Source organism: Brachybacterium hainanense (assembly GCF_042434575.1).
GTDB lineage: Bacteria > Actinomycetota > Actinomycetes > Actinomycetales > Dermabacteraceae > Brachybacterium > Brachybacterium hainanense.
In genome coordinates this window covers 1-18,743 of record NZ_JBHLSV010000032.1, presented here as the reverse complement: position 1 = coordinate 18,743, position 18,743 = coordinate 1, and the positions used below count along the sequence as shown (strand labels likewise).

The 18,743-nt window shown below is 72.2% G+C and carries 18 protein-coding genes; 7 read left to right on the top strand and 11 right to left on the bottom strand.

What is annotated here, in order from left to right; all coding sequences use genetic code 11:
- The first annotated feature begins 26 nt into the window (after positions 1-26).
- The 3 genes from ACFFF6_RS18230 to ACFFF6_RS18220 all read left to right on the top strand — a co-directional run bounded on the left by ACFFF6_RS18230 (position 27) and on the right by ACFFF6_RS18220 (position 3,420).
- A complete protein-coding gene (locus tag ACFFF6_RS18230) occupies positions 27-1,010 on the top strand; it encodes a carbohydrate ABC transporter permease (RefSeq protein WP_376982931.1) in 984 nt (327 codons plus the stop codon).
- Positions 1,007-1,906, top strand: coding sequence for a carbohydrate ABC transporter permease (locus tag ACFFF6_RS18225; RefSeq protein ID WP_376982929.1), 900 nt, complete (start codon positions 1,007-1,009; stop codon positions 1,904-1,906). Before ACFFF6_RS18230 ends, ACFFF6_RS18225 begins: the two co-directional genes overlap by 4 nt.
- Before the next feature lie 92 nt (positions 1,907-1,998).
- Entirely contained in the window at positions 1,999-3,420 is a 1,422-nt protein-coding gene (locus tag ACFFF6_RS18220) for an ABC transporter substrate-binding protein (RefSeq protein WP_376982928.1), read from the top strand.
- A gap of 90 nt (positions 3,421-3,510) precedes the next feature.
- Here ACFFF6_RS18220 and ACFFF6_RS18215 read toward each other — a convergent pair whose 3' ends face one another.
- Positions 3,511-4,887 carry an MFS transporter gene (locus ACFFF6_RS18215; protein WP_376982927.1) on the bottom strand — a complete coding sequence of 459 codons (1,377 nt, stop codon included), beginning with the start codon at positions 4,885-4,887 and terminating at the stop codon, positions 3,511-3,513.
- Between the two features lie 98 nt (positions 4,888-4,985).
- Here ACFFF6_RS18215 and ACFFF6_RS18210 point away from each other — a divergent pair, with 98 nt between their 5' ends.
- A complete protein-coding gene (locus ACFFF6_RS18210) occupies positions 4,986-6,053 on the top strand; it encodes a zinc-dependent alcohol dehydrogenase (protein ID WP_376982926.1) in 1,068 nt (355 codons plus the stop codon).
- A gap of 117 nt (positions 6,054-6,170) precedes the next feature.
- Entirely contained in the window at positions 6,171-6,536 is a 366-nt protein-coding gene (locus ACFFF6_RS18205) for a helix-turn-helix domain-containing protein (protein WP_376982925.1), read from the top strand.
- 111 nt (positions 6,537-6,647) lie between these two features.
- On the opposite strand, the gene ACFFF6_RS18200 is transcribed toward ACFFF6_RS18205, so the two are convergent.
- From ACFFF6_RS18200 to dnaB, 5 genes are all read right to left on the bottom strand, one after another.
- Positions 6,648-7,244: a ClpP family protease gene (locus ACFFF6_RS18200; protein ID WP_376982923.1), complete on the bottom strand. Its 597-nt coding sequence runs from the start codon at positions 7,242-7,244 to the stop codon at positions 6,648-6,650.
- Positions 7,241-7,876 carry a ClpP family protease gene (locus ACFFF6_RS18195; protein WP_376982922.1) on the bottom strand — a complete coding sequence of 212 codons (636 nt, stop codon included), beginning with the start codon at positions 7,874-7,876 and terminating at the stop codon, positions 7,241-7,243. The genes ACFFF6_RS18200 and ACFFF6_RS18195 overlap by 4 nt, the downstream gene beginning before the upstream one ends.
- 114 nt (positions 7,877-7,990) lie before the next feature.
- A complete protein-coding gene (locus ACFFF6_RS18190; RefSeq protein WP_376982921.1) occupies positions 7,991-8,119 on the bottom strand; it encodes a putative transporter small subunit in 129 nt (42 codons plus the stop codon).
- Between the two features lie 100 nt (positions 8,120-8,219).
- Positions 8,220-9,944, bottom strand: coding sequence for a sodium:solute symporter family protein (locus ACFFF6_RS18185; protein ID WP_376982920.1), 1,725 nt, complete (start codon positions 9,942-9,944; stop codon positions 8,220-8,222).
- Positions 9,945-10,631: 687 nt separating this feature from the next.
- Positions 10,632-12,029 carry a replicative DNA helicase gene (gene dnaB / locus ACFFF6_RS18180; RefSeq protein WP_376982919.1) on the bottom strand — a complete coding sequence of 466 codons (1,398 nt, stop codon included), beginning with the start codon at positions 12,027-12,029 and terminating at the stop codon, positions 10,632-10,634.
- A gap of 195 nt (positions 12,030-12,224) precedes the next feature.
- On the opposite strand from dnaB, the gene ACFFF6_RS18175 reads away from it, so the two are divergent.
- Together ACFFF6_RS18175 and ACFFF6_RS18170 are read left to right on the top strand one after the other, a co-directional pair.
- Positions 12,225-12,698, top strand: a complete 474-nt coding sequence (locus ACFFF6_RS18175; RefSeq protein ID WP_376982918.1) for a DoxX family protein — start codon at positions 12,225-12,227, stop codon at positions 12,696-12,698.
- 152 nt (positions 12,699-12,850) lie between these two features.
- A complete protein-coding gene (locus ACFFF6_RS18170) occupies positions 12,851-14,338 on the top strand; it encodes a peptide MFS transporter (protein WP_376982917.1) in 1,488 nt (495 codons plus the stop codon).
- Positions 14,339-14,399: 61 nt separating this feature from the next.
- Here the strand turns inward: ACFFF6_RS18170 and ACFFF6_RS18165 are convergent, their stop codons facing one another.
- From ACFFF6_RS18165 to ACFFF6_RS18145, 5 genes are all read right to left on the bottom strand, one after another.
- On the bottom strand, positions 14,400-14,909 hold the full coding sequence (locus tag ACFFF6_RS18165; protein WP_376982916.1) for a mycothiol transferase: 510 nt from the start codon (positions 14,907-14,909) through the stop codon (positions 14,400-14,402).
- A gap of 119 nt (positions 14,910-15,028) precedes the next feature.
- Complete coding sequence (locus ACFFF6_RS18160) at positions 15,029-15,331, bottom strand: GNAT family N-acetyltransferase (protein ID WP_376982915.1); 303 nt, start codon at positions 15,329-15,331, stop codon at positions 15,029-15,031.
- 242 nt (positions 15,332-15,573) lie between these two features.
- A complete protein-coding gene (locus ACFFF6_RS18155; protein ID WP_376982914.1) occupies positions 15,574-16,680 on the bottom strand; it encodes a DUF4097 family beta strand repeat-containing protein in 1,107 nt (368 codons plus the stop codon).
- A gap of 63 nt (positions 16,681-16,743) precedes the next feature.
- Entirely contained in the window at positions 16,744-17,289 is a 546-nt protein-coding gene (locus ACFFF6_RS18150; protein WP_376982913.1) for a YlcI/YnfO family protein, read from the bottom strand.
- Positions 17,290-17,413: 124 nt separating this feature from the next.
- Positions 17,414-18,743, bottom strand: a 1,330-nt coding sequence (locus ACFFF6_RS18145; RefSeq protein WP_376982912.1) for a hypothetical protein, incomplete at its 5' end; no start/stop codon positions are given.

The following is an 18,743-nucleotide window of genomic DNA, read 5'->3' as shown; positions in this document are numbered from 1 at the left end:
AACGACGCTTCGAGAGGAGGGACGCGATGACCAGCTCATCGGTCCTCACCCGCAGCACCTCCCCGGCCCGTCCACGGGCCCTGGCGGCCGCCCGCCCCCTGCGGCGGCCCGCCCAGAGGGCCCGGCTGCGCCGACGCAACCTCTGGATCTATGCCTTCCTGCTTCCCACCTTCGTGCTGTACGGGATGTACACGCTCTACCCGATGGTCGCGAGCTACTGGTACTCGCTGGTCGAATGGAACGGCTTCAGCGCCGACCAGACCTTCGTCGGCATCGAGAACTACCGCGCCGTCCTCGCCGACCCGATGTTCTGGTCCGCCGTCCGGATCACCGTCGTGTTCATGCTGATCGTGGCCCCGCTGCGGGTGCTGGGCGCCTTCGTGCTCGCCATCGTGCTGAACTCGCCGAAGCTGCCGCTGTCCTCCTTCTTCCGGACCGTCTACTTCCTGCCGGTCGTGACCACGACCGCGATCGTCGGCGTGGTCATGCGGTTCATCCTGGACCCCGCGAGCGGGCCGCTGAGCGTGCTGGGCCGCGTGCTCGGGACCGGCCCGATCGACCTGCTCGGCTCCAGCGAGACCGCGCTGCCGACCGCCGCGCTCATCTACGTCTGGAAGTTCTTCGGGATCACGCTCATCTACTGGCTCGCCGCGCTGCAGACGGTGCCGAAGGACCTGTACGAGGCGGCCCGGATCGACGGCGCCCACGCCCTGCAGGTGTTCCGGCACATCACCCTCCCCCTGCTGCTCCCGTTCCTCCTGATCATCTCGGTGCTCACGGTCGAGGACTGCTTCCACGCCTTCGACCTCATGCAGACGATGACCGCGGGCGGGCCCTTCTACAGCACCGAGATCATCGAGATCTACGTGTACCGCTACGCCTTCGCCGCCACGATCCCGCAGCTCGGCTTCGCCTCCGCGGCGGCCGTCCTGTTCGGTCTGCTGGTGCTCGTCGTCGTGGGCGCGCAGCTGTGGCTCACGCGCCTGGCCCGCCGGGGAGGCCGCGCATGAGCGCCGCCGACCGGCCCGTCCTGCCCGGAGCATCGGCTCCGGCATCCGCTCCCGAGCGCCGGACGCGCTGGCGTCGCCGCCTCCCCTGGTGGGCGCTCGTCACCGCTCTTGCCCTCGCCGGCCTGCTGTGGGTGTTCCCCTTCATCTGGATGGTCTCCGCCTCGCTCAAGTCCCCCGCGGAGATCTTCGCCGGTGGCCTCTCCCTGATCCCGGAGCAGCTGCGCCTGGACAACTACTCCCGCGCCTGGACCGATGGCAGCTTCCGCGTCTATCTGCTGAACACGGTGATCGTGACCGTGGGAACCGTCGTCATCGTCGTGGTCCGCTGCGCCCTGGCCGGATACGTGCTGGGCCGCTACCGCTTCCCCGGCTCGCGGCTCATCCTGGGGATCCTGGTGGCGACGCTGTTCGTCCCGACCGGATACACGATCATCCCCATCGTGAAGCTGTCGATGCAGCTGGGGCTCCTGGACCAGCTCTCCGGCATGATCCTGGCGCTCGCCGGTGGCGCGAACGTCGCGTCGATCCTCATCTACGCCGGCTACTTCCGCGGTCTGCCCTCGGAGCTCGAGGAAGCCGCCGTCGTCGACGGGGCCGGATTCTGGCGCACCTTCACCCGCATCATGCTCCCGCTGTCGATGCCGGTCACCGCGACCGTCGCCGTGCTGACCTTCCTGTTCACCTGGAACGCCTTCTTCCTCCCGCTCGTCTTCTCCTTCAGCAATCCTGCGCTGCGCACCGTGAGCGTCGGGATGCAGGCCTTCGTCGGGGAGAACTCGACGGACTGGTCCGGGATGGCCGCCGCGGGCGTCATCTCGCTGCTGCCCATCGTCGCGCTGTTCGCCTTCATGCAGCGCTACTTCGTCGAGGGCATCGCGGGCTCCGTGAAGTCCTGAGCCCGCGACCGCTCGTCGTCCCCGCTCCATCCGGTCCCACCGGTTCTGTCCATTCCTGCCTCCGGGCACCGTGCACTCATCGAGGAGTCACCATGCACCGCATCACCCGACGCCACGCCCTCGCCGGTCTGGGCGCGACCGGCCTCGCCGGGATCGCCGCCGCATGCGGAGGCGAGAGCCCCGCCCCGAACGCCGGCTCGGGCGGCGGCGCCTCCGGCGCGCTGCGCTGGTGGGACCACTTCGGCGGTCTCCAGGACCTCCACGACCGGTGGGCGATCGACCAGGGCGAGAAGCTGGGGATCACGATCGAGCACACGTACAACGAGCCCGGTGCCGCGACGGAGGCGCTGCAGCTCGCCAACCAGGCGGGACAGCTCCCGGACGTGTACACGGCTCTGGTGGGCCTGCCCCTGCCGGCGCTGGTCGAGGCCGGCTGGGTCCACGAGATCACGGTTCCCCAGGACGTCCGGGACAGGCTGCCGGACGGAGCCTTCGTCGAGGGTCTCACCCAGCTGGACGGGAAGGTCTACGGCATGCCGACCTTCAGCGAAAAGCAGTACGTGGCCTGCACCTGGTACAGCACCGAGGTCGCCGAGGCCGTGGGGTTCGCACCGCCGAAGAGCTACGACGACTTCCTCGCCGCCCTGAAGGCGATCGCCGACCACGGCGAGTTCACCCCGATGACGATCGCCCTCGGGGCGACCGGGCGGATGCGCGAGCAGATCGACGACCTCGCCCAGGCCGGGGGCTTCCCCGGATACCAGGGGCAGCGCTACGACACCGGGGAGTACGAGTACCAGCATGACGCGTACATCGCGGCGATCGAGCTCTACAAGGAGATCTCGGACAAGGGCTGGCTGCTGCCCGGCACCGCCGGCTTCCAGATCCCCGACGCGCGGGGCCGCTGGGCCGCCGGCGGGATCGGCTTCCACATCGACGGACCCTACTCCCCCGGTGCGGTGCGGAAGCTCAATCCCGACAAGCTGCCGGACATGGCGGTCGCCGGGATGCTCACCCCGGACGGCGGGGACGTCGTCGCCGCGCGAGGCGCCCGCGGCGCGGACTGGGTGATCGCCGGGTCCACGCAGCTCGCGGAGAAGGCCTCGCAGCTCATCGCCACCTTCACCCAGGAGGACTACCAGACCGAGCTCGCCTCCGGCATGGACCAGCCGCCGATCCTCCTCGACGTGGTCGCGACGGCCGATGTCATCGAGCCCTACGCCTGGCTCGTCGACGACTTCGCGCAGCGGATCTTCCGCGCGCCGCAGGCGATCGTCCGCAACGTCGAGGTCGCGCAGGTCGAGGCGAAGCGGGCCCCCGTCGCGCCGGAGCTGGGCAACGTCATCCAGGGCTACCTGGGCGGCGAGATCACGGACCTGAGGAAGGCGCTCACGGACCTGAGCGATGCGAGCTCCGCGGCGCTGGACGCGGCCATCGAGAAGTCCGGGGCGCAGGTCACGCGCGCGGACTGGGAGTTCCCGGACTGGAAGCTCGGCACCGACTACACCTACTGAACCGCTCAGCCGGTCCGCGCACCCGGCCAGGTGGCGTGCGGAGGGCATGACCGCGGCGAACCGAGCATGCGCCGGCTCGGCTCGCCGCGGTCATGCCCTCGAGGCGCGGGTGCGCTCGGCGCGGCTGGTGAGGACGAGTCCGACGGCCGCGCCGAGCAGGATGATCCCCTGGGTCGCGAGCGCGATGCGGTAGTCGTCGAGGCCGGGGGTGCCGATGCCGCCGGTGCGCACGTCCAGCACGATCCCGACGAGCAGAACGCCCAGCAGGGATCCGCCGAAGCCGCCGATGTTCACGAAGCCGGAGGCCGTGCCGATCGCGTCGCGGTGCACGCCGGTGCGGGCCAGGTCGAAGCCGACCGCACAGGTGCCCGAGCCGATCGCGAGACCCAGGATCAGCGGCGCGAACCCCCATGCCCCGTACGCCGTGGGCACGGCGAGGGTGCCCGCCCAGGCCAGGGCCAGGACGGCTCCGGAGGCGAGGCCGATCCGGACGCGATGCTGGGGCGCCCGCCCCGTGAGCACCCCGATGAGCGGCCCGATCGAGACCATGATGAGCACATGCGCGGTCAGCAGCGCGGAGATCGCGCCGTGCTCGAGGCCGTGCCCATTCTGCAGGAACGGCACGCCCCACAGGAACAGGAAGGTGTTCACGCTCGACAGGGTCAGGCAGTGCAGGAACAGGCCCGACCAGGCCCCGGGCGAGGTGACGACCTCGCGCAGCACGAAGCGGACGGACGGCGCGGGCCGCGCCGCGGCCGGTGCTGCCTCGCCGTCATGACCGGCGGCGAGCGCCTCGAGCGGGGCATCCGCCTCCTCCGCTCCCGGGGCCGCGCCCGGTGTCCCCGCGGCCCCGGTCGCTGCGCCTGGGACGGGCTCGTCGCGGACGACGGCGAGGGCGAGCAGGCCTGCGACCAGCAGCAGCGCACCGAGGCTGAGGAACCCGGCGGGCCAGCCGACGCCGATGACGATGCCGAGGAAGGGCACCGCGGCGATGGCCTGGCCGAGCTGGCCGACGGTCATCGCCAGCTGCGTGAACAGCGGCACCTGCTGAGTCGGGAACCAGACCGCGGTCAGCCGCAGGATCGACACGATGACGGCGGCGTCGCCGACGCCGGTCAGGAGGCGGGCTCCGAGCGCGAGAGGGAGGGCCTGGGCCTCGGCCATGAGCAGCTGGCCGACGCCCATCGTCAGCGCGCCGATCACCATCATCGTGCGCGGACCCCAGCGGTCCAGCAGGAGGCCCGCGGGGATCTGAGCGGCAGCGTAGGTGCCGAGCTGGACGACCCCGAACAGGGACAGGACGGTGCCTCCGACGCCGAAGCGCTCCGCGGCCTCGACGCTCACGACGCCGAAGGACGCGCGGGCGGCGACAGCAGCGAGGTAGGCGAGCACGCCCACGCCCCAGATGATGTGCGCCCGGCTGATCCGGGCTCCCTGCCGTCGCGGTCCGGATCCTGTTTCCTGCATGATCCCATCCTCGCGCACGGAACGCCCGCGGCGCGCGCCCGCCCGGGGCCCGGCGGACCGGGCCGCTGGCCGCGGGGGCGCCTCCGTACACTGCGCCCATGCGTGCGCTGCGGCTCGAAGCCTTCCATGACCTGCGGGTCGTCTCGATCCCAGATCCCGCGCCCGGCCCCGACGAGGTCCTCCTCGAGGTGGCCGCGACCGGGATCTGCGGCTCCGATGTGCACGGTTTCACGGGGGCCAACGGCCGTCGGCATCCCGGTCAGGTCATGGGGCATGAGGCCTCCGGCCGGATCATCGCCCTCGGGGCCGAGGTCGATCCGGCGCTCGTCCCGCTCGGCGCCGGCGCCACGTTCTCGCCCTTCGTGCTGGGGCCCGCGGAGCTCGCGCGCTGGGCCGGACGCGAGCAGCACTGCCCCGCGCGACGGCTGATCGGCACCGATCCGGGGATCATCGGGGCCTTCGCCGAGCGCATGGTCGTGCCCGCCCGGAATCTCGCCCTGCTGCCGGAGGACGTGCCGCTGCATCTGGGGGCGCTCGTCGAGCCCCTCGCGGTCGCGATGCATGCCGTGCGCCGCGGTCTCGCCGATCTCGCCGGCGGCCCCGGAGATCCTGCACAGACCCGGGTGCTCGTGCTCGGCGGCGGCCCGATCGGACAGTCCGTGGTCCTGGCGCTGGCCGCCTCCCTGCCCGGGGCGGCGTCCACGGGTCGGGTGCTGATCTCCGAGCCCGATGCGGACCGCCGCGACCTGTGCGCGCGGCTGGGCGCGGAGGTCCTGGACCCGGCGCGGGGGCCGATCCTCGCGCAGCTCGCCGCCCGCGGCGGACCGGTGGACCTCGCGATCGACGCCGTCGGGCTGAGCGCGACCCTGGCCGATGCGCTCGGCGCCACCCGTCCCGAGGCGAGCATCGTGCTGGTGGGCATGGGGGCGCAGGAGCTGCGCCTGCCCGCCTACGAGATCAGCACCCGGGAGCGGAGCATCCGCGGCGCCTACACGTACTCGGCCGCCGGCTTCGCGGAGGCCGCGGCCTGGGCGGGCGCCCAGGGACACAGCCTGGATCCGCTGGTCAGCCGCCGGATCGGCCTCGACGAGGCGCCGCAGGCCTTCGCCGAGCTCGCCGCCGGGGGCGGCCCGGCAGGCAAGATCCTGGTCGAGCCCGGCCGCTGAGCCCTCGGCTCACGGCAGCACCGGCCGCCCGGGCACGGCGACACGGCATCCCTCCCGGGCTTTCCGCTCACAGCGGAGCAGGGCGCGGCGGCGCAGGCGCCGTCGTAGATTCGGGCCATGGAACCCTCCGGCCCCTCCACCCTCGCCCCGCTCCTGCGCGAGCTGATCGGCCAGGCGCTGCGGGAGCGTCGGCACGCTCAGGGCCGGACCCTCGCCGAGGTCGCCTCCCGGGCCGGCGTGAGCATGCAGCATCTGTCCGATGTCGAGCGCGGGCAGAAGGACGCCTCGAGCGAGGTGCTCGCCGCGATCCTCGGCGCGCTGGGCCTGAGCGCTTGGGACCTCCCCGCGCTGATGGCGCCCCGGCCGATGCTCCTGGACCTCACGGCCGAGCCGGGACGCACGGCGAGCACCTCCCGCCCCGTCCGCAGCCTGCGGCGCCCCACCCACAGCTCCGGCCCGGTCACCTCCCTGCTCGCGGCCTGAGCGATCGCGTCGCACGGCCGACCGGCCCGAATGCCGTCCGACGATCCGTGCACCTGGCGCGGATGGCTCGCCAGGCAGCGCTCGCGGCGACGTCGGCGGCGTCCGGGCCGCTCACCCGGCGCGGCGGCGCAGCACCGTGTCGGCGAGGCCGTGGGCGACAGCGCTCTCCGCATCCAGGACCCGTTCGCGTTCGAGGTCCTGGCGCACCGCGGCGACATCGCGCCCGGAATGCCGGGCCAGCAGCGCCTCGAGCTCGCGGCGACAGCGCTCGACCTCCTCCGCGGCGAGGATCAGGTCGGGGATCGCGCCCCGGCCGCTCGCCTCGAGGGGCCGCAGCACGACCCGCGCATGCGGGAGCACGGCCCGCATCCCGGGCGTGCCCGCGGCCAGCAGCAGCACGGGCGCGGCGACGACCTGGCCCACGCAGGTGACGGCGACGGGGCTGCGCACGTACTCGAGGGCGTCGTGGATCGCGAGCACCGACTGGATGTCGCCGCCGGAGGAGTTCACGTACAGCTGGATCGGCGCCTCGGGCGACTGGTTCTCCAGGTGCAGGACCTGCGCGATGACGGTGTTGGCGACGCCGTCGTCGACGGGGGTCCCCAGGTAGACGATGCGGTCGCTGAGCAGGCGGGAGAAGACGTCGGCGGTGCGCTCGGCCCCGGTCGAGGTGCGCTCGATGACGCTGGGGATGGTGTAGCTGCTCATCGGGCTCCTCCGATCCCGGCTGCACGACCGGTCCGATCCTCGCGACCCAGCGGGAGCACATCGGCCAGGGACCCGACCCGGCGATCGCAGAAGCCGTAGTCGATCGCGGCCTCCGCATCCCAGAAACGGTCTCGGTCGGAGTCCGCGGCGATGCGCTCCTCGGTCTGCCCGGTGCGCTCGGCGGTGATGCGGATGAGCAGATCGCGGTTCTTGCGCAGGTCCTCGGCCTGGATCTCGATATCGGCGGCGCTGCCCCCGAATCCCGCGGATCCCTGGTGCATGAGCACGCGGCCGTGCGGGAGGATCAGCCGTTTCCCGGGCGTGCCGTGGGTGAGCAGGTACTGGCCGGCGCTGTAGGCCATGCCGAGGCACACGGTGCGCACGTCGCAGGGGATCGTGTCCATGAGGTCGCCGATGGCGAGCATGGCGGGGACGAGGCCACCCGGCGAGTTGATGAGCAGGGTGATGTCGGCGGCGGGATCATCGGCCGCGAGCAGCAGGAGCCCGGCGCACAGCTGCGCGCCGTTCTCCATGTCGAGCTCGCGGTCCAGCAGCAGGACCCGCTGGTGCAGCAGGCCCAGGGCGGTGCGGTCCGCGAGGGCGGTCGCGGTGGGCGGTGTCGTGGTGGTCATGCCCCGAGCCTGCCGCGGGTGCGTGCGGCATGGTGCGCTCCTCAGCCCGGGGTTGATCAGCGCACGGCGGAGCAGGGTTTGACCGGAGGGGCGGAGCAGCGGTCCCCGGCCGCGTCAGATGATCGGCCGGCCCTCCTTGCGGGCCTCCTTCACCTCTCCCGCGAAGCCGCGGACGATGACGATGAGGACACCGAGCACGAGCACGGGCCAGACGAGGATGTAGGCGGTGAGCAGGGCGGTCATGAGGCTTCCTCCTGATCGGCCGGGCGCCGGGGTCGGCGCGGCACGGGGTGGGTCGCGGGACGGGGCAGGGCGGGGCCTGCGGGACGGGTGGCGCGCCGGGTCAGCGGTCGGAGACGGGGGCGTGGGCCTCGGAGACGGGCGCGCCGCCGGCTCGCCCGGCCCCGGCACCCGCGAGCACCTCTGCCTCGTCGAAGTCACCCGTGACCTCCGCGATGACGGCGAAGTCGAAGTCCTGCCGCGAGCGGACGCTGAGCGCCCAGCACACGAGGAAGGACACGGCATAGGCGACGAGGGAGCCGGACAGGGTCGCGTAGTCGCGCAGAGCCCCGAGGGCGAACGGGGCGGAGACGAGGATCGCGACCGCGCCCACGACGACCGCCGGGCGCAGCCCGAAGAAGCCGAAGGCCATGATCCCGAGGACCACGCCGATGCCCAGCACGGCCAGCAGCTCCACGACCACGGCCCAGACCCCGTCCAGCGGGATCAGCTCGAAGCGCACCGGCAGGAACACCACGAGCGCCGCGATCACGGAGACGGTGAAGGCGGTGTTGGTGACCTTGCGCCAGTAGAACGACGCGATCACCGGGAACACGAGGCAGCCCCACAGGGCACCGACGAACACCAGCAGGTCCAGGATGTTGAATCGCGCGGTCGCGAAGTACAGGGCCGCGGCGGTCGCGATGATCATCGTGAGCCGGCCGATGAGCAGCATCAGGCGGGGATTCGCGCGCTCGCGGCCCACGGCCTGCCCGTAGATATCGGTCATGACGATCGAGCTGAGGGCCGCGAGGTCGGAGTCCGCGGTCGAGGAGAGCGAGCCGATGATCATGATGAAGGCGAGGGCGATGAGGCCCGCCGGCAGATAGGTGCCGATCATCTGCGGCATGAGGTTGTTGACGTCCCCGCCCATCGGCTCGATCCCCAGGTAGAGGGCGAGCACGCCGAGCATGCCGATGCCGATCACGGTCGCGCCGTAGCCGATCGTCGCGGTCACGAACGTCGGCTTGATGAGGTCCTCGCGGACGGCGAACAGACGCTGCGCGATGGTCTGGTTGCCGATCGCGTAGGCGAGGACGGCGGCGATGTACGGAGCCCCCTGGTTCATGAACGCGTCGGAGGAGAAGAAGCTCTGCTGCTGCGGGGTGACGTTCCCGCTCGCGACGCCCTCGGCGAGGACGGCGGGGCCGCCGACGATGAAGAACACGGCGGGGATGATCACGACCGCGGCGCCGAGCATCGCCAGGACCTGCGCGAAGTCGGTGAGCACGGAGGCGCGGAATCCGGACCACAGCGTGTACAGCAGCACGCCCGCGGCGATGATGACGATGCCCTGCCCGAAGCTCAGCGGCGACAGCATGGCGATGAGCGCGCCGCCGGCGATGAAGTTCGAGGTCAGGGAGATGAGGGAGCCGAGGACGTTGGACCCTGCCAGCATCAGCTGGGAGGACCGGCCGTGCCGGGCGTACATGACCTCCGCGAGGGTGTGCGCGCGGGGTGCGACGGCGCGGATGCGGCGGCCGAAGGGGTAGATGAACAGGATCATCAGCGCGCCCCAGAGCCCGTAGTGGATGGGGCCCGAGACGCCGTAGGTGTAGCCCGCGGTGACGGAGGCGTACATCGAGGAGGCCCAGATCCAGGTCGCGGTCATGGACGCGGCGGAGACGCCGAAGCCGATCCTGTTCCCGGCGGTCATGTAGTCGTCGGCGTTCTCCTTCTTGCGGGAGATCGAGATCGACATCCACAGGGTCCCGCCGTAGAACAGCAGGAGCAGGAGGATCACGCCGAGTGTTCCGAGCTGGGAGACCTCGCTCGAGCCGGGCAGCATCTGTTTCCTTCCGTCGCGGTCATTCGTACGTTCGTCACGGCAGTCGGCGGAGGACGGGAATTCCGGCGCGATGGCGCCGTACGGATTCCCGCCGCCTCGCAGGCGGCCCCGCCGCGCCCTCGCGCGGCCGATCCTCGGATCCTCGGGGCGTGCTCCAGTCGCTCCCCGGTCAGGCCCGCTATCGCGTCGGCCCGGTGGGTGGTGCGCCGGTGTGCCCCGTCTCCGGCACTCTCAGGGCCGGGACTCGGCGGCCTGTGCAGCCGTCGAGGACGTCTCGATCGTTGCATACCTTCACGGAAAGGGCCAATCCCATCCGGACCTCCTGGGTTCGGGTGCCACACCGGAGCCGCCCATCGCCGCAGGTCATGCACTACTGAACGGCGGGAGCGGGGCGGCGTCTCACGGTCGGGCGGGAACCTCTGGAGCGCCGATGCATCCACATGCATAATCGGACATTCGCGACCCCGTACCATCGGCCGCTCGGCGATGCGCTCCCCCGGCGACCGCGGCACCGTGGCACGGCATGCACCGCCGCCGGCCGTTCGCGAGCTCCCGCGCTCCCAGACAGCGATACGGCGCCGATCGTGGGTTCACGTTCCACATCACGCGACTGCGTGGAACAGAATCCCACGATCGTGGGTTCGACATCGCGGCCGGCTGCGCCAGCCGACATCGCGGCCGACCGCGTCAGCCGGAGTAGCCGCCTCCACCGCCGGCGGGCATGTCCTTGAACCGGGAATAGCGTCCCTCGAAGGCGACCGGGATGGTGGCGGTCGCGCCGTTGCGATGCTTGGCGACGATGAGGTCGGCCTCGCCCGCTCGGGGGGACTCCTTCTCGTAGTAGTCCTCGCGATGGATCAGGACGATGAGGTCGGCGTCCTGCTCGATGGAGCCGGACTCGCGCAGGTCCGACATCATCGGGGTCTTGTCGGTGCGCTGCTCGCTGCCGCGGTTCAGCTGCGAGATCGCGATGACGGGGACCTCGATCTCTTTCGCGAGCAGCTTGAGCGCGCGGGAGAACTCGGAGACCTCCTGTTGACGGGACTCGACCTTCTTGCCGGAGCTCATCAGCTGCAGGTAGTCGATGACGACGAGCTGGATGTCGTGCTTCTGCTTGAGGCGGCGGCACTTGGCGCGGATCTCCATGAGCGACATGTTGGCGCTGTCGTCCATGAACAGCGGCGCGTTGCCGATCCGGCTCATCGCCCGGGCCATGGCCTGCCAGTCCCGGTCGTCCATGGAGCCGTCGCGCATCCGGTTCATGGGAACCTGCGACTCCGCGGAGAGCAGACGCATGGTGATCTCGGTCTTGTCCATCTCCAGGGAGAAGATGACGCTGGCCTTGCCGTTGTGGATGGAGCAGGAGCGCAGCACGTCCATGCCGAGGGTCGTCTTGCCCATCGCGGGGCGCCCCGCGAAGATGATCATCTGCCCCGGATGGAGCCCCTGGGTGAGCTCGTCGAACTCCGCGAAGCCGGTGGGGACGCCGGTGACCTGGCCGCCGCGGTTCTGGGTGGCCTCGATCGCGTTGAGGGTCTCGTCGATCACCTCGCCCAGCGGGAGGAAGTCCTCGCTGCGTCCGCGCTCGGTGACGGCGTACACCTGCGCTTGGGCCTCGTTGATGGCCTCCTCGATCTCGCCGCCGTCCGCCGCATACCCGAGCTGGACGATGCGCGTGCCCGCCTCGACCAGGCGTCGCAGCGTGGCGCGCTCGACGACGATCTCCGCGTAGTAGCCAGCGTTGGCGGCGGTGGGGACGACATCGATGAGGTCCGCGAGGTAGGCGCCGCCGCCCACCCGGGCGAGCTCGCCCTTCTTGGTGAGCTCGTCGGAGACGGTGACGAGGTCCGCGGGCTCGCCGCGCGAGTACAGGCTGGTGATCGCGTCGAAGATGATCTCGTGCGCGGGACGGTAGAAGTCGTTCGCCTTCACGATCTCGATGACGTCCGCGATCGCGTCCTTCGACAGCATCATGCCGCCGAGCACGCCGCGCTCCGCGGCGAGGTCCTGGGGCGGGGTGCGCTCGAGCCCGCGGTCGGGCCCGGACTCGAAGGCCTGGTTCTCGTACGTCTCGCTCTGGGTCACCGGACCAGTGTAGGGACGGCGGATGGACCCCTGCGGACATCCACATCCCGCTCCTCCTCCTCACTCCTCCGCGCCTCCGGCTCCCCTCGGCCCATCGCCGGCGGCACGTGATCCCCGCCTCGCACCGGCCCCGATCCCAGGGTTCTGATTGAAACTTCCTCTACCGTGGCGGCACACCGACCGGAAGGACCTCTTATGGCCCCCGCAAGCAAGCGCGGATCCACCGTCTCCCGCGACCTCGCCCTCCTGATCGGCCGCCTCGCCCTCGGCGCCGTCTTCCTCGCCCACGGGTACCAGAAGGTCGTGGACTTCGGCATCGCCGGCGTCACGCAGAGCTTCGAAGGCATGGGCGTGCCCATGGCGCAGATCGCCGCCCCCGTGGTCTCCTACGTCGAGCTGGTCGGCGGGGCGCTGCTGATCCTCGGCGCCTTCACGCCGGTCGTCGGCCTCGCTCTCGCGATCGACATGCTGGTCGCCGCCCTGCTCGTGCACGTGCCCCAGGGCGTCTTCGTCGACCAGGGAGGCTGGGAGCTGGTCGGCGCGCTCGGCGCAGGGGCACTGATCCTCGCCGCCGTGGGCCCCGGCCGCCTCTCCGCCGACGCCCTCGTCCTGCGCCGCGGACGCGGACGCCGCTCCCGCAGCAGCGCGGCCTCGACCGCGGCCGCCTGAGGACGCAATCCGCACGCGGCCGCGGAAGTGGGATCGGGGCTCCGCCCCGGGCCCGTCCCGCCGCCCGGGCGATATGTCGGGTACGAGGGAATCGTCACAGCATCGGCGGACCCGAATGACAGATCGGCCCGGGCGGCGAACCATGTTCTCCCGTGAATTCCCCCGACCTCTCCTCCCCCGAGGCCCCCGCAGGGGCCGATGAGCACAACCCCAGCGGTCGCCTCTTCTTCGGCCAGCCGTGGCCGCTCGCCAACCTCTTCAGCGTCGAGACGTGGGAGCGCTTCAGCTTCTACGGCATGCAGGGCATCCTCGCCATCTACATGTACTTCGAGGTCGCGCAGGGCGGGCTCGGGATCCCGGCCACCACCGCGACCGGGATCGTCGGCGCCTACGGCGGGGCCGTGTACGTGTTCTGCATCATCGGCGCCCTCGTCTCGGACCGGCTGCTCGGCCCGGAGCGGACGCTGTTCTTCAGCGGCGCCCTCATCATGCTCGGCCACATCGCCCTGGCGCTGCTGCCGGGCGTGCCGGGCCTGGTCATCGGCCTGCTGTGCGTGGCGATCGGCTCCGGCGGCCTCAAGGCCACCGCCGCGACCCTGGTCGGCTCCCTCTACGAGGTCAACGACGCCCGGCGCGACGCCGGCTTCTCCATCTACTACATGGGCGTGAACATCGGCGGGCTCATCGGCCCGCTCCTGACCGGCCTCGCACAGAAGGAATGGGGCTTCCACCTGGGCTTCGGCATCGCCGCGATCGGCATGGCCCTGGGTCTGACCCAGTACGCGCTCACACGCCGGAACCTGCCGCGGACCGCATCGACGATCCCCGATCCGCTGCCGCGCTCCAAGTACGCGCTGTGGATCTCGGTCGCCCTGTTCGTGGTCCTGCTGGTCGTGGGGCTGGTCCTGACCGGCACCATCACCCCGGAGAACCTCGCGAACATCATGGTCGGCATCTCCGCCTGCGGGGCGATCGCGCTGTTCAGCATCCTGCTGGCCTCCCGCAAGATCACCGCCGACGAGCGGGCCCGCGTCTTCGCCTTCATCCCGATGTTCATCGGCACCGCCGCGTTCTTCGCCCTCTTCCAGCAGCAGTTCACGGTCATCACCCTGTACTCGGACACGCGCATGAACCGGTCGATCCTGGGCTGGGAGATGCCGATCTCCTGGGCGCAGTCCTTCAACCCGTTCTTCATCATCCTGCTCGCCCCCGTGTTCGCGGCGCTGTGGACGAAGCTGGGGCGGCGCCAGCCCACGACGCCCGCGAAGTTCGCCCTCGGCATCATCCTCATGGGCGCGGCGTTCCTGCTGTTCCTGCCGATGGTGCCGATGGCCTCCGTCCCCGTGCTGTGGGTCGCCATGATCATGCTGGTCGCGACGATGGGCGAGCTGTCCATCTCCCCGGTGGGCCTCTCCCTCGCCACGCGTCTGGCGCCCGCCGCCTTCCCGGTCATGATGATGGCGCTGTACAACCTGTCGGTCGCCCTCGGCACCGCCCTGTCCGGCTCGCTCGCAGGCTTCTACTCGCCCCAGAACGAAGGCGCCTACTTCGGCGCCCTCGGCGCGGTGACGATCGGCATCGGCCTGATCATGCTGCTCATCGCGAAGCCCGTCTCCCGGGGGATGCGGGGCATCCGCTGAGGAGCCCCGCGATGCGCCGGCCGGGGACGGCCCTGGCGCATCCTCCCGGAGGGCCGCGCTCTCAGGCTCCGGCGGGCATCCCTGCGGCGTAGGCGGCCTGCCCCACGTGCTGAGCGGCGTCATCGATGATGCTCACCAGGCGCACGCCGCGGGTCACGGGCGGGTCCCAGGACTCGTCGATCACCGCATCGAGATCCGCCTCCGTCAGCGTGCGCAGGTAGGCCACGAGCTCCGCGGTGACGGCCGCCAGATGCTCCAGCAGGAGGTCCGCATCCTCGATGCGGATCGCACGAGCCTGCTCCGGCGTGTGCCCGTACCCGACCCCGTCGCCCGCCTCGCCGAGCGCGAAGCGTTCGCGGAACCCCTGCGCGGTCCACACCTCCTGCGTCCCGGACAGCTGCGCGCGCTGCACGTCGATCTCCCGCGCCGCGTGCCACAGCAGCCAGGCGATCGAGTTGTCGTGCCCGCCGGGGTGCGCCAGGAGCACATCCCGCGCGAGCTGCGGACGGAGGGCGAGAGCCGCCTCGACAGGGCGGCCTGCGGCATCGACGAGCACCTCGAGAGCATCCATCCCTGCACGCTACGCGCCTCCGCACCGATCCGTCACCACGGCCCGCCGATCCGGACGGCCGGGTGCGGGACCGCTCGGACGACGACGTCCCCGGGGAGAGCCGTCCCGAGCGCGCGCGGTCAGTCGTAGAGCGCGATGTCGGCGTGCTCGGGGTGGCGGTCCAGCCAGCTCTCGACGAAGGGGCAGATCACCAGCACCTGGGTCCCGCGGGCACGAGCGTCGGCGAAGGCCGCCGTCGCGAGGGCGGAGGCGACGCCGAGTCCCCGATGCGCCGGGTCGGTGACGGTGTGGACGACCTCCATGCGCCGCCGCCTGCGCTCATAGGTGAGGATCCCCCATTGCTCGCCGTCGACGTAGGCCTCGAAGCGGGACGCCCCCTGGTTGTCGCGGACCCGGATGTCCGGCTCGCCGTGTGCGCTCATCACGATCACCTCCGCCCCCGATTCTTCCACCGGCGCGGCGGGCGTGCCGCCGTCCCCGGTGCCGAGGCGGGCTCTCCTCGGCACTCGCCTCCGGTCCGGGACCGAGTGCGGCGAAGATGTCGCTCTGAGCGCTGGATACCGACATCTTCACCGCACTCGCCGCGGAGGACCCGTCGGGTTGCTCCTCCGACAGCCCGGTTCCGCCAGCGATCGGCGGCCGTCTCGGCGGGAGCCGCTCCCGGTCACCGCTCGGCGCGCTGGATCCGGATGTTCCCGGTGCCGGTGCGTGCCTCGATCTCGAGGGTGCGCCCCGTCTCCGGGGCGACGGAGCCGGTCGGGGTGAGGTCGACGCTGCGCCGACCCAGGCCCGAGGCGAGGTCGAGGCGGGTCGCGGTGCCCTCGAGCACCCGCACCTCGATGTCGCCGACCCCGGTGCGCGAGCGCAGGGTGCCGCGCTCGGCGCGGCGGACCAGCACGCCGCCGGTCCCGGTCGTGGCCGAGGCCTGCCCGCGCAGCACGCCGATCGCGACGTTGCCGGTGCCGGTCGCGACGCTCGACTCGCCGTCGACCTCCTCGACCTCGACGTTCCCGGTCGCTCCCTTGAGATCGACCCGCCCGAAACGGCCGCTCGCACGGATGTCCCCCACCGCGAGGGAGGCCACGGCGCGGCTGTCGGTCGGGACGATGACCTCGATGTCGAGGCTGCTGCCGATCCCGCCCGCCGACCGGACCAGGGTCCGCAGCGTCGCACCGAGCTTGTCCGCGAAGGACGCGCCGGCGGGCGGTTCGTCGCCGCTGCCGCGGAACAGGTCCCCGAAGGAGGCGGAGACGTGCGAGGCCTCATCGGCCGGAGCGTCGATGCGCAGGTGGCCGCCCGAGAAGTCGATCTGCATGCGGGAGGCGAGCTCGCGACCGGCCTCGCCGCGAGGATGCAGCTCGACCCGGATCCCGTGCCCGTGCTCCGCCCGGATCGTGACGTTCCCGCGCACGTGCTGGATGTTCACGTCGATCGGCCCGTCCGCGGTGAAGGAGCGGATGAGCGGGGCGGCCTCCGCGGGATCGGCGGACGCGGACCCGGGGCCGGGGCCGTGCGCGGATGCGGGCGGCGCCTCCGGAGCTGAGGGGGCGGTCGGCGCCTCCGCCGCGGGGGCCGCGGACTCGGCAGGGAGGGCGGGGACGGCGGGCTGCGCCCCCGGCGCAGGCGGCACCGCGGACCGGGGCCCGGCGAGCGGCGGCGCGACGGGATGCGTCCCAGGAAGGGGCGGCACCGCCGGGTGGGCGCCGGGGAAGGACGGCACCGGGGGCCGGGGCGGAAGCTGGGCGGGATCGTGGCTGTCGGGGATGCTCATGACGATTCTCCTGGGGTGAACGGGCGGCGGGCGGATGATCTCGGGCGGCCGGGGCGGCGAGGCTCAGATGAACCAGCCGCTGGTGCGGCCGCGGTGGTCCTGGGAGGCGGGGCGGGTCTGCTGCGCGGCGCCGTCCAGATGGGCGGTGAGCGCCCGGACGAGGTAGGCGTTCAGGCTGAGGCCCTCGCGCGAGGCGGCCTCCTCGAGCCGCCCCTTCAGGTGCTGGGGCGGGCGGAAGGACACCCGGGTGGTGGAGCCGTCGTCCTCGGGCTCCGGGGCCGGGGGCGGCGGGGGGACGGCCCCCGGCGGCATGCCTGCGCCGTGCGGGAACGACGGCGGGGGCGGCGGGGTGCCGGGGACGGCCGCAGGCGGCGGAACGACGCGGATGTCGATCTCGGTGCCGCGCAGCGCGAGATCGACCCGACCGGGCGCCAGCTCGCTCGAGATCTGCGCGGCGAGGTCGCCGACGACGTCCTGCAGAGCGAGCCGGACCGCGGGCTCGACGGCGACGGAGAGCAGTCCGGCGGCGCGACGGATGTCCTCGTCGCCGACGGCGGCGCTCGCCGCGAGCTGCTCGTGCACGGTGCGTGATGCGTCTCGAAGATCCATGGCTCCATGATGGCGTCATCATGGCGCCACGTCAAGCACTTTTCGGCATCACAATGATGCCGCTTTGGCGTAAGTGCGGCGTCACGCGATGGAAGTGCAGGTCAGAGACCGGCTGACCCGCGGGTCAGGTGTCCAGATCGGCGATCAGGAGACGGATGCGGGCGGCGTCCTCAGCCCGCCCCAGATGCTCCCAGCCGGCGAGCGCCCGTCGCGCCGCCCTGAGCGCCGCGATCCGACGGCCCTCGGAGGCGAGCATCGCGGCATGCCGGTCGTCGAGGTAGGCCGCCCAGTAGCGGGCCCGCTCCTCATGCCCCTCCGGAACCTCGCCGATCGCCCGGATCGCCTCGCGCCGACGCTCCTCGTAGGACTCCGGGGTCACGTCCTCGTCCCCTCGGGCGAGCCCCACGCCTGCGGCGATCACGCGCCCCACCCGCGCGTCGACCCGGTAGTCCCACAGCAGAGCCGCCGGGATCCCCTCGGGGGCGGCACCGGGACGGGTGCGCCGCTCGATGCCGGCGGCCGCCGCATCGGCCGCCGACCGCTCCCCCAGGTCCAGGGCATGGCGCAGCACGAGCGCATGCGCCTTCATCTCCTCCTGCACGAAGCGAGCCCGGTCCGCCCCGCCCGTCTCGAGATCATCGGCGAGCGAGCCAGCATGGAAGGCGAGCCGGCGCAGCTCCACGAGCGCCTCCTCGCCCTGCCCGGTGAGCTGATGCACCCGGGCGAGCAGACGCGCCGCCTCGAGGTCCGCGCGGCGGTCCCGCATCGCCCGCGCGATGCGCCGCACCTCCCCCAGCGGCACCAGCGCCGCCTCGAAACGCTGGGCGACCACCCGCTGCGTCGCGACCGCGAGCAGCGGCTGCACGCGCAGCGCGTCGCGGCGGACCCCCCGCTGCAGGGCCGCCAGCCGACCGGAGACGAAGCTCGCGTGATCGGCGAGCTCGGCCCGCATGAGGGCTCGCAGCAGCGAGGTGACCAGGCCGATGCGCAGCACCGGGTCGTCGACCTCGCGCAGGGACCGCAGCGCCTCCAGCGCATGATGCGAGGCGGCGAGCGGCTCCCGGTCGACGAGGGTGCGCGCGAGAACGGCGTGGGCGGCTGTCGCGGCGCGCTGCGGGTCCAGGGCCTCGGCCCCGTCGAGCGCGAGATCGTCGGCCAGCTCGAGCACGTCCAGAGCCTGCCGCATCGCCCCCGCCCGATCCCCGGCGCCCTCGAGCGCCTGGGCCAGCCGCATGCGCAGCGTCATCTCCGCCGAGCGGGGATCGCCCAGCAGGCGGTCCGCGACCCGCGGCAGCGCCTCGAGGCCGCGGCGCAGACGCAGCGCCTCGCGCGAGGCGTCGGCGGCCTCCCCCATCGGCACGACGTCCAGGCAGCGGACCACGCGGCGCATGTCCTCGCCCACCTCCGGGCCCACGCCGCGACGCCGCCCCGGACGCGCCGCCCCGGGACCCGCT